Raw genomic sequence first — 11,960 nt, forward strand, 5'->3', positions numbered from 1 at the left:
ATCACAAAAAAAAGTTTATGAGTACAATCGAAAAGGCACCTGCCAAAGGAAAGACGGATAAGAAGCCAGCAGTAACAAATATCAGCGGCTCGGTCGCTGTGTTGGAAGCATTCCTGGCAGAAGGTGTCAGTACCATCTTTGGATATCCAGGTGGCGCTATCATGCCTATTTATGATGCGCTGTACGATTACCAGGAAAAACTTCATCATATACTGGTGCGTCATGAACAGGGAGCTACCCATGCTGCCCAGGGATATGCGCGCTCATCCGGCGAGGTCGGTGTCGTATTTGCCACCAGTGGTCCTGGCGCTACCAACCTGGTAACAGGTCTGGCAGATGCAATGATCGATAGTACGCCATTGGTGTGTGTGACCGGTCAGGTGTTTGCGCACCTGCTAGGAACCGATGCCTTTCAGGAAACTGATGTGATCAATATTACCACACCGGTAACCAAATGGAATTACCAGGTAACAGATGCTACCGAAATTCCAGCCGTGCTGGCAAAAGCGTTCTACATTGCCCGCAGCGGACGTCCCGGCCCGGTGTTGATAGATATTACCAAGAACGCGCAAATACAAAAATTCGATTACGAGGGGTATACCAGATGTGATCATGTACGCAGCTACCGCCCTGCACCAATTGTACGTAAAGAATACGTAGCAGAAGCTGCTAAACTGATCAACGAAGCGCAAAAACCATTTGTGATCTTTGGTCAGGGTGTTATCCTGGGTAAAGCTGAGCAGGAGTTTATAAAATTCATTGAAAAAGCAGGTATCCCTGCCGCCTGGACCGTTATGGGTTTGAGCGCTATCCCTTCAGACCATCCGTTGAACGTTGGTATGCTGGGGATGCACGGCAACTATGGCCCTAACGTACTTACTAATGAATGTGATGTATTGATCGCGATCGGGATGCGTTTTGATGACCGCGTTACCGGCCGTTTAGATAAATATGCCAAACAGGCAAAAGTGATCCACCTGGATATCGATCCGGCAGAGGTTGACAAGAACGTGAAAACAACTGTTCCGGTTTGGGGCGACTGTAAAGAAACCCTGCCCATGTTGACCGCACTGGTAGAACAAAAAGTATATCCGCAATGGTTGCAGAAGTTCAAGGATATGATGAAAGAGGAAGAAGAAGCCTGCATCAACCCTGAGTTGAATCCTACTACCGAAGCAATGACCATGGGTGAGGTAATAAAAACCCTGAATGAGCTAACAGGTGGCGATGCCATTATTGTAACCGACGTAGGCCAGCACCAGATGGTAGCCTGCCGGTATGCGAAATTCATCAATTCAAAAAGTAATATCACCTCTGGTGGATTGGGAACCATGGGCTTTGGCTTACCAGCAGCAATAGGCGCCAAAGTAGGCGCGCCCAAAAGAACTACCGTTGCTATCATTGGCGATGGCGGTTTCCAAATGACCCTGCAGGAATTGGGAACCATTATGCAAACAGAGATCGATGTAAAGATCCTGATCCTGAACAACCAGTTCCTGGGCATGGTACGTCAGTGGCAACAGCTCTTTAATGACAAGCGTTACTCATTCGTAGATATTGCCAGTCCTAATTTTGTAACACTGGCCAGTGCATACAAAATACCCGGTCAAAGCATTTCAAAAAGGGAAGACCTGAAAAATGCATTGACCGAAATGCTGAATACAAAAGGTGCATACCTGTTGGAAGTAATGGTAGGAAAGGAAAACAATGTATTCCCCATGGTACCACAAGGTTGCAGCGTAGCAGAAATTCGTTTAAAATAAAAATAACAGCGAATGGCTATCACAGAAAACAACACCTGGAATACCTCCCTGTACAATAAAAAACATGACTTTGTTTTTAAGTACGGTGAGTACCTGGTGCAAATGCTTACCCCGCAGGAAGGCGAACGCATCCTGGATGTGGGCTGTGGTACCGGTTACCTTACCAACCTGATTGCTGCTTCAGGGGCCCTGGTAACAGGAATGGACAATTCCATTGACATGATCGCTAAAGCAAGGAACGAATATCCGCACCTGCCTTTCAGACTGGCATCAGTAACTGACTTCGATTTCAACGAACCATATGATGCCCTTTTTTCCAATGCAGTACTGCATTGGGTAATTGAAAAAGAGCAGGCTGTTAAAAGCATGTACAACAACCTGAAGCCCGGTGGCAGACTGGTGTTGGAAATGGGCGGAAAAGGAAATGTGGAAACGATCATCCAGGCCCTGAAAAAAGCGCTGATCAACCATGGCTACAAACAACAGGCCTCCCGGGAATTATGGTACTTTCCTTCACTGAGTGAGTACACCGGGTTACTGGAAAAACAGGGATTCAGGGTTACCTACGCTGCGCATTATAATCGCGAAACAGAGTTGAAAGATACACAGCAGGGAATAAAGGATTGGGTGAATATGTTTGGTGGCACGTTCCTGGAAGGAATAGAACCAGCAGCGAAAGACAACATCCTCGAAGAAGTGCAGGAAGCCTTGCGGAAGACCCAGTTCAGGAACCAGAAATGGTATGCAGATAATAAAAGGTTGCGCGTAGTAGCCATAAAAGAAAACTAAAGCTCAAATCGTAATTCATCTAAAACCCATTGGGTTATATTATGAAACAGGAATTCACCGTAACGGTATATACTGAGAATCAGATTGGGTTGCTAAACCGCATCGCCATCATGTTCTCACGCCGTAAGATCAATATCGAAAGTTTGAATACCTCTCCTTCGGAAATAGAAGGCATTCACCGTTTCACCATCGTCATTAATGAGGTGGAAGAAGTAGTGAAAAAGCTGGCACGCCAGATTGAAAAGCAAGTGGAAGTGCTGAAAGCCTATTACAATACCAACGATGAGATCGTATGGCAGGAACTGGCTTTGTACAAAGTGCCTACTGATGAAATTGCTGAAAAAGTAAAGGTAGAACGATTATTGCGTGAATACGGTGCAAGGGCTGTAGTGATCAGAAAGGATTATACCGTGTTTGAAACAACCGGTCAGCGCGAAGAGATCAACAAACTTATTGCTGTACTGGAACCCTATGGTTTAATTGAATTTGTACGGAGCGCCCGGGTGGCCATCATTAAAGCCAGCAGTGGTTTCCATAGCAAACTGAAAGAGTTTGAGAAAAAAGAACCCGGTGAAGACGTAATTGAAAACGAATATTTAGGTAAAGGCGATCAGGTGTTTACCATGTAAAATAATTGGGTGGTCGCTCTTGCAGGGTGACTCACCCTTAAAGTTCTCTTTAAAATAAAAGACCAAAACAAAAAACCAATAACAATAAACATTCTCAACAATGGCAAAATTAAATTTCGGCGGGGTGGAAGAAAATGTAGTAACTCGTGAAGAGTTCCCACTTGCCAAAGCGCAACAGGTATTGAAAAATGAAGTAGTAGCTGTAATTGGCTACGGTGTACAAGGTCCTGGCCAGGCGCTGAACCAGAAAGATAATGGTATCAATGTAATCGTAGGCCAACGGAAAAATTCAAAAACCTGGGATAAAGCTGTGAAAGATGGATTTGTACCCGGCGAAACATTGTTCGAAATTGAGGAAGCATTACAACGCGGTACTATTATCTGCTACCTGCTGAGCGATGCTGCCCAAATTCAACTGTGGCCTACCGTTAAAAAACATTTAACTGCTGGTAAAGCATTATATTTCTCACACGGTTTTGGTATTACCTTCAACGAGCAAACTGGTATCGTTCCTCCCAAAGATGTAGACGTGTTCCTGGTAGCTCCTAAAGGTTCTGGTACTTCATTACGCCGTATGTTCCTGCAAGGCCGTGGTTTGAACAGTAGCTATGCTATTTTCCAGGATGCTACTGGTAAAGCCAAAGAAAGAGTAGTTGCCTTAGGTATTGCTGTTGGTAGCGGTTATTTGTTCGAAACTGATTTCAAAAAAGAAGTATACAGCGACTTAACTGGCGAAAGAGGTACACTGATGGGTGCTATTCAGGGTATCTTCGCTGCTCAATACCAGGTATTGCGTAGTAAAGGTCACACCCCTTCAGAAGCATTCAATGAAACTGTTGAAGAGCTGACTCAATCACTGATGCCACTGGTTGCAGAAAATGGTATGGATTGGATGTATGCCAACTGTAGCACTACTGCTCAACGCGGTGCATTGGACTGGTGGAAGAAGTTCCGTGATGCAACATTGCCTGTATTCAACGACTTGTATGAAAGCGTTGCTACCGGTAAAGAATCACAACGTTCAATCGACAGCAACAGCCAGGTTGATTACCGTGAAAAACTGGAAGCTGAATTGAAAGAACTGCGTGAAAGCGAAATGTGGCAAGCTGGTAAAACAGTTCGCAGCCTTCGTCCGGAAAATCAAAAACCTGCCGAAGTAGTTGCTTAATTGCATAGCGATATAAAAAATTAGCCACCGTTCCGAAAGTCTGATAACTAAAACAGCGGAAATCAGTCGAAAGACTGGAACATTCGACGGTGGCTAATTTTTTTTTTTAATATAATCAAAGTATGAGCACATTCACACAAGCCAGGCCTGAATTAGAATTTCATAAAGCAGCTTTGCGGTTGAAAAAAGTGGTGAACAAAACACCGCTTATGTATAACCACAACCTGTCTAGGAAATACCAGTGCCAGGTGTACCTGAAACGGGAAGACTTGCAGGTTGTACGTTCGTACAAACTGCGGGGAGCATATAACATGATGAGCAGTTTACCTGTCGAGCAGTTACAACGCGGTGTAGTTTGTGCCAGTGCGGGCAATCATGCACAGGGGTTTGCTTTCTCCTGCAAAAAGCTCAATGTAAAGGGTGTGGTGTTTATGCCCATTATTACACCCAGACAAAAGGTGAATCAAACCAAAATGTTTGGGGAAGAGAACATCGAAATTCAACTCATTGGCGATACATTTGATGATTGTGCCGTAGCTGCCAAACAGTTTACTGAGCAGCAGGGCATGACATTCATTCCGCCATTTGATGATTACCGGATCATTGAAGGACAGGGAACTGTAGCGGTTGAAATACTGGAAGAGCAAACAGATATTGATTATGTGTTTGTACCAGTTGGTGGTGGCGGTTTAAGTGCCGGGGTAGGAACGTATATGAAAACGTATTCTCCCAAAACAAAAATTATTGGGGTGGAGCCCGAAGGTGCTCCTTCCATGTTTGAAGCATTGAAAGCTGGCGGGCCTGTAATGCTTAGCGAAATAGATCGCTTTGTTGATGGGGCCGCTGTAAAAAGAGTAGGGGATATTACTTTCCCTATATGTAAAGAAGTGCTGGATGAAATGCACCTGGTACCGGAAGGAAAAGCCTGTTCAACCATCTTGAAGTTATACAATGAAGATGCCATTGTGGTTGAACCAGCTGGTGCTTTATCAATTGCTGCATTGGATGATTATGCCGATGTTATAAAAGGCAAAACTGTTGTGTGCATTATAAGTGGCAGCAACAATGATATTGATCGTATGCAGGAGATAAAAGAAAGAAGCCTGCAGTATGAAGGGTTGAAACATTATTTCCTGGTAAAGTTTGCACAACGGCCAGGTGCCCTGAAAGAGTTTGTGAATCATGTATTAGGGCCAAATGATGACATCACGCGGTTTGAATACATGCAGAAGACAAACAAAGAAGCCGGTCCTGCATTAGTGGGGATCGAGTTAAAGAAAAAGGAAGATTACGATATACTGTTGCTGAACATGCAACGTTATAACATAAACTATACAGCGTTAAATAAGAACGATACGCTGTTTGGGTATTTGGTATAAAACATATGTTATCTGTTTAAGTGGTTAGCCATTCCGATTCATCGGAATGGCTTTTTTTATTGTTATTTTCCAACGATTTGAACACGTTGATCTGCAATAAAAGACTGGAAAAAAATAAAAAAGCCCCCGGTTGCTAAGGGGGCTTTTTTCAAAAAAATCCGACGGATAGTCTTCATTTAATTGGATACTGGATTAACGGAAGAGTTGCTATCGGTTGCTTGGGTGGTCTTTTCATAGATATTGGGCCGTCAATGATCTTAAGGGACGGGACGGAACGTATAAGCGTCTATTGGGGACAAATAAAAAATTGATTGTCCTCATAGAACCGGATTGGCTTTTCCTGGATATTGGCTACTAATAGGTTAATTAAATGGTACAGGGCAACTTGATATTGGATTTCTGTACACGTGGTTTTCCCCGGATATTGAATACTAATAGGGATTAAATCGATACATGGACCGATACTGGATTTTCGTAGCCTGGTTTTTCGCGGATATCAGATACAATAGTGTTAAAAAGTGCACAAGGACTGATATTGGATAATAAGGATCTGGTCTTCCACGGATAATGGAATACTGTTTCCGATCATAGATCGGAAAGGATATGCTAAGGAAACAATTTATGTTTGATTAACCGTTACGGCAAAGCTCTGTCAGTGAATTATTGATACATGGCAATGAAAACAAGAGAATTGAAATGGCTATGGCTTTTACACAACAATGGTTAGAATGATCGCAGAGTATTTTTGTTGCAATTGCTGTCAGCTTATATTGGATTTTGCGCTGCAAATTTACGCAGTTATAGCACAGCAGACAAATGTCTTTGCTCAAAACTTATACACAAATAGGCCTGTTTGATAAGCGGTTAGTAATAAACACTTAGAACACTGATGAGCGTTAGTTTTACCGTATAATAACCATTTAATAAGCGTATGGTTGTATTATGCAATCATCTTGTGAGTGATGATTGATTTTAACTACTCACTTTGTGGTGGTTTGTACTACACTTTTGTCAATACTTTTGCTACACTGCTTTGGAAATGTTAAAATATGTTAAGAAGGAAAGGCAAACGGCAAACGGCAGACGGCAAACGGCAGTGGAGGTAGAAAGTTGATTGGGGTGACAGGGTGGATAGGGATGATAATGAGGGCAGGAGGTAGGAAGTGAGAGGTAGGAAGTAGGAAGTAGTATTTGGCGGCGCAAGATCGTTGTTGATCTCAACAGGCGAGCGTCAGTATTCTCGAAAATCGGACTTTCGGCTATCTTGCGGAGTGACTCACTGCCCGGATACTTTCAAGAGCTAAAAAACATATGAACTAATAAACGGGTGTCTGGAATTCCCTATCATTAACTCTATAAATCCTGTCAACTTGTCAATCAGCAATCTGGTCAAACCGCCACTTACCATCCTGTAGCATCCTGCTGAATAGTCTACTTTGTTGGTAAACAATAGGAAATCATTATTTGTAATATAATCTGACGTATTTGTCGTTAAATAGTATTGCAGGGATCATAAAAACTTAATAAGTATTGATAGTTATTTTGTGAAAAAAATTGCATAAACTCCGGGCAATAAGCAGTTTTTTTCGTAATTTCAATCGCTTGCTTGCTATATAATTAAACGATTTAAAGAGAAACTGACTTTTAATTGAATTTTTTTCAAAAAACTATGCATTTTCATGGCAAGTAACCTGGGTTTATACCATCCTTCCTTTGAGCGTGATGCCTGCGGCATTGGATTCGTAGCAAACATTAAGGGGCACAAAAGCCACCAGAACATCAGTGATGCATTAACCATATTGGAAAATATGGAGCATCGGGGTGCCTGTGGTTGTGAAAATAATACGGGCGATGGTGCCGGTATTATGATCCAAAATCCCCATGAGTTCTTTTTTGATGAGTGCTTAAAGCTGGGCGTACATCTGCCTGCCTTTGGCCGCTACGGTGTTGGGGTAATATTCTTCCCCCGCGAGATCCGTTTACGTGAAGAGTGTCGCGATATTTTCAATCGCGCTGCAGAAAAATTAGGGCTGGAAATTCTGGTTTACCGAAAGGTACCCGTAAATCCCGATGGGATTGGTCCTTCGGCATTGAGTGTGGAGCCTGAAATGGAACAGGTATTTATCGCCTGCCCCGACCACATCAATAACCCCATTGACTTTGAACGCAAATTATTTGTGCTGCGCAACTACGCCAGCCATACCATAAACAACACGGTTAAGAAAGATGCGATCGGTTTTTACATTGCATCGCTTTCTTACAAAACAGTTATTTACAAAGGACAGTTAACCAGTAATCAGGTTCGTGGTTATTTCAACGATCTTAGCAATAAGAGAATGGTTTCTGCCTTTGGTCTTGTTCACTCCCGCTTTGCTACCAACACCTTCCCAAGCTGGAAACTGGCCCAACCTTTTCGTTTCATGGCCCATAACGGGGAGATCAATACGCTTCAGGGTAACCTGAACTGGTTAAAGACCAGTGAACACGGCTTTACATCTCCCTTCTTCACCAATGAAGAAATGGAAATATTGCTGCCGATCGTTTCCGAAGGTCAGAGTGATTCTGCCTGTTTGGATAACATGATCGAGCTGCTGGCATTGACCGGTCGTCCATTACCACACGTTATGATGATGCTGATCCCCGAAGCATGGGATGGCAACGACCAAATGGATCCATTGAAGAAAGCGTTCTATGAATTCCACGCTTCTATCATGGAGCCCTGGGATGGTCCCGCTTCAATTTCCTTCACCGATGGAAAGATCATCGGCGCAACCCTCGACAGAAACGGTCTGCGTCCTTCCAGATATTGTGTTACCAACGATGATCGCGTGATCATGGCATCTGAAACAGGTGCATTACCTGTTGATCCTGCTATTATTATTGAAAAAGGCCGCCTGCAACCAGGTAAAATGTTCGTGGTTGATATGGAACAGGGCCGCATCATCAGTGATGAAGAACTGAAAAATGATATCTGCTCACGCAAGCCTTATGGCGACTGGTTGAATCAATACAAGATCCGTTTGGAAGAACTGGATGAACCCCGTGTTGCATTCACCCACCTGTCAGATGCTTCTGTGCTGAAATATCAAAAAGCATTAGGCTATTCCACAGAAGATATCGACGATCTCATCACTCCCATGGCCGTTGATGGCAAAGAGCCGATCGGTTCAATGGGTACCGATACGCCTCTGGCTGTATTGAGCGATCAACCACAGCACATCTCTTCATACTTCAAACAATTATTCGCACAGGTAACCAATCCGCCCATTGACCCCATTCGCGAAAGAATGGTTATGAGCCTGGCTACTTTTGTTGGAAATAACGACAACTTATTATTAGAAGATCCCAAACATTGCCATACGGTGGCATTGAAACATCCGATACTTACCAGCACCGAACTGGAAAAGCTGCGCAGTATCGATACCGGTATCTTCCAGGCTAAGACCCTGCAAACTTATTTCAGAGCTGATGGTAAACCCGGTTCACTGAAGAAAGGTTTAGACAGGCTTTGCCGTTATGCAGAAGATGCGGTACATGATGGATTTGAAGTGTTGATCCTGTGCGACCGCGCGGTAGATTCTGATCACGCTGCTATTCCTTCCTTACTGGCTACTGCCGCCGTGCACCACTATCTTATCCGCAAAGGATTGCGCGGTAAAGTAGGTATTGTGGTTGAAGCTGGTGACGTATGGGAAGTACACCACTTTGCCTGTTTGCTCGGCTTTGGAGCTACCGCCATCAACCCATATCTGGCGCTGGCAACCATCCGCAACATGAAAGTGAACAATACGCTGCAAACTGAACTTACCTGGGACCAGCTGCGTAAGAACTATATCAAAGCGGTTTGCGACGGTTTGTTGAAAGTATTCTCTAAAATGGGGATCTCTACCCTGCAATCATACCAGGGCGCGCAGATATTTGAAATACTTGGTTTAAATAAAGACCTCGTAGAAAAATGTTTCACTGGCGCTGTCAGCCGCATTGAAGGTATTGGCCTCGATGAGCTGGCTAAGGAAGCACTGGCCAAGCATTGGTTTGCATTCAGCCGTAAAGACATTCCGGTTGATCGTTTACCTGTAGGCGGTATTTACCAGTGGAAACGTAAAGGAGAGTTCCACCTGTTCAACCCAACTACCATCCATCTGTTGCAATATGCAACCCGGATGAACGATTACAATACGTATAAGAAATATGCAAAAGCGGTAAACGATCAAAGCGAGAAAGCTGCCACCTTGCGCAGTATGTTCCAGTTCAAGGTGAACAGACCCGCCGTCTCAATCGATGAAGTGGAATCGGCTGAAAGCATTTTGAAACGCTTTGCTACCGGTGCTATGAGTTTTGGTTCTATTTCATGGGAAGCGCACACAACACTGGCTATTGCCATGAACCGGATTGGAGCGAAGAGTAATACCGGTGAGGGTGGTGAAGACGAAGTTCGTTATACGCCATTGCCTAACGGCGACAGCATGCGCAGCGCCATTAAACAGGTTGCAAGTGCCCGTTTTGGTGTAACCAGCTATTATCTGACTGAAGCAGATGAGCTGCAGATCAAAATGGCACAGGGTGCAAAACCCGGTGAAGGTGGCCAGTTACCAGGTCATAAAGTAGATGACTGGATCGGTAAAACCCGTCACTCAACACCAGGTGTAGGTTTAATTTCTCCGCCACCACACCACGATATTTATTCTATCGAGGACCTGGCACAACTGATCTTCGACCTGAAGAACAGTAACCGCGCCGCCCGTATTAACGTAAAGCTGGTATCAAAAGCAGGTGTAGGTACTATTGCAGCCGGTGTGGCCAAAGCCAAAGCCGATGTAGTATTGATCTCTGGCTTTGATGGTGGTACCGGAGCTTCACCCATCAGTTCTATAAAACATGCCGGTTTGCCATGGGAGTTAGGTTTGGCCGAAACCCATCAAACACTGGTAAAAAATAAATTACGCAGCCGTGTTACTGTACAGGCCGATGGCCAAATGAAAACCGGTCGTGATATAGCCATCGCTACTTTACTGGGAGCAGAAGAGTGGGGTGTGGCTACAGCCGCCCTGGTGGTTGAAGGTTGTATCATGATGCGTAAATGCCACCTGAATACCTGTCCGGTTGGTGTGGCAACACAAGATCCTGAATTACGCAAACGCTTTTCAGGTAACGCAGATCACGTAGTGAACTTCTTCCAGTTCCTGGTACAGGACCTGCGTGAGATCATGGCTGAACTGGGCTTCCGCACCATTAATGAAATGGTAGGCCAGGTTGATTGCCTCGAAATGCGCGAAGGCATCAATCACTGGAAAACCAGCAAATTGGATCTGAGCCCTGTATTATATAAAGAACCTACTGGTTTGTACACAGGCTTATACAAACAGGAAGAACAAGACCATGGTATTGCTGAAGTATTAGACTGGAAATTGTTAAAGGCTGCTCAACCAGCGCTTGACAAACAGGAACGCATTTCTGCTTCTTTCCCGCTTAAGAATACTGACAGGACGATTGGTACGATCTTATCGAATGAGATCTCTAAAAAATATAAAGGTGAAGGATTGCCTGATGATACCATTCACTTCAATTTCACAGGTACTGCCGGACAAAGCTTTGGTGCTTTCAATGCAAAAGGGATAACCCTTGAGCTGGAAGGTGATGCCAATGACTATTTTGGTAAAGGATTGAGCGGCGCCAAGCTGATCGTATATCCGCCAAAACAGGCCAGCTATGTACCCGAAGAAAATATCATCATAGGTAACGTAGCCTTCTATGGTGCCACATCTGGTGAAGCATACATCAGAGGTAAAGCCGGTGAGCGTTTTGGTGTTCGTAACTCAGGTGCTGAAGTAGTAGTAGAGGGAGTGGGCGATCACGGTTGTGAATACATGACCGGTGGCCGCATAGTGATCCTGGGTGCCACGGGCCGCAACTTTGCTGCTGGTATGAGCGGTGGTATAGCATATGTGTACGATGTGAAACAACAATTCGCTACACTATGCAATAAAGAAATGGTTGATCTCGATCCACTGGATGCAGAAGATGCACAGGCGCTGAACGATATGATCACCCGCCATTACGCCTATACTGGTAGTGCCGTAGCACGCTTTGTATTGGATGATTTTGAGAACCAGTTGAAAAACTTTATTAAAGTGTTCCCGAAAGATTACAAGAAAGCGCTGCAGGAAAAAAGCAAAGTAAAGCAAGGCGCTAAAAAGAAATAGTAAATATTGAATGTTGAATGTCGAATACT

6 protein-coding genes are annotated in these 11,960 nt (G+C 44.2%); all 6 read left to right on the forward strand.

Annotated elements, in window-relative coordinates:
- Positions 1-17 precede the first annotated feature (17 nt).
- The 6 genes from ilvB (at position 18) to gltB (ending at position 11,931) form a co-directional block, all read left to right on the forward strand.
- Positions 18-1,763 carry a biosynthetic-type acetolactate synthase large subunit gene (gene ilvB, locus J7I42_RS11380; protein ID WP_209138902.1) on the forward strand — a complete coding sequence of 582 codons (1,746 nt, stop codon included), beginning with the start codon at positions 18-20 and terminating at the stop codon, positions 1,761-1,763.
- A gap of 12 nt (positions 1,764-1,775) precedes the next feature.
- Positions 1,776-2,552, forward strand: a complete 777-nt coding sequence (locus J7I42_RS11385; RefSeq protein ID WP_209138903.1) for a class I SAM-dependent methyltransferase — start codon at positions 1,776-1,778, stop codon at positions 2,550-2,552.
- Between the two features lie 41 nt (positions 2,553-2,593).
- Positions 2,594-3,181 (forward strand): acetolactate synthase small subunit, encoded by a 588-nt coding sequence (ilvN, locus tag J7I42_RS11390; protein ID WP_209138904.1) that lies wholly within the window; start codon positions 2,594-2,596, stop codon positions 3,179-3,181.
- A gap of 100 nt (positions 3,182-3,281) precedes the next feature.
- Positions 3,282-4,349, forward strand: coding sequence for a ketol-acid reductoisomerase (gene ilvC, locus J7I42_RS11395; RefSeq protein WP_209138905.1), 1,068 nt, complete (start codon positions 3,282-3,284; stop codon positions 4,347-4,349).
- A 122-nt stretch (positions 4,350-4,471) separates the two neighbouring features.
- A complete protein-coding gene (gene ilvA / locus J7I42_RS11400; protein ID WP_209138906.1) occupies positions 4,472-5,728 on the forward strand; it encodes a threonine ammonia-lyase in 1,257 nt (418 codons plus the stop codon).
- Between the two features lie 1,679 nt (positions 5,729-7,407).
- Positions 7,408-11,931 carry a glutamate synthase large subunit gene (gene gltB / locus J7I42_RS11405; protein WP_209138907.1) on the forward strand — a complete coding sequence of 1,508 codons (4,524 nt, stop codon included), beginning with the start codon at positions 7,408-7,410 and terminating at the stop codon, positions 11,929-11,931.
- Positions 11,932-11,960 lie beyond the last annotated feature (29 nt).

The sequence above is a fragment of the Niastella soli genome (genome assembly GCF_017742245.1).
In the GTDB taxonomy this organism is placed as follows: domain Bacteria; phylum Bacteroidota; class Bacteroidia; order Chitinophagales; family Chitinophagaceae; genus Niastella; species Niastella soli.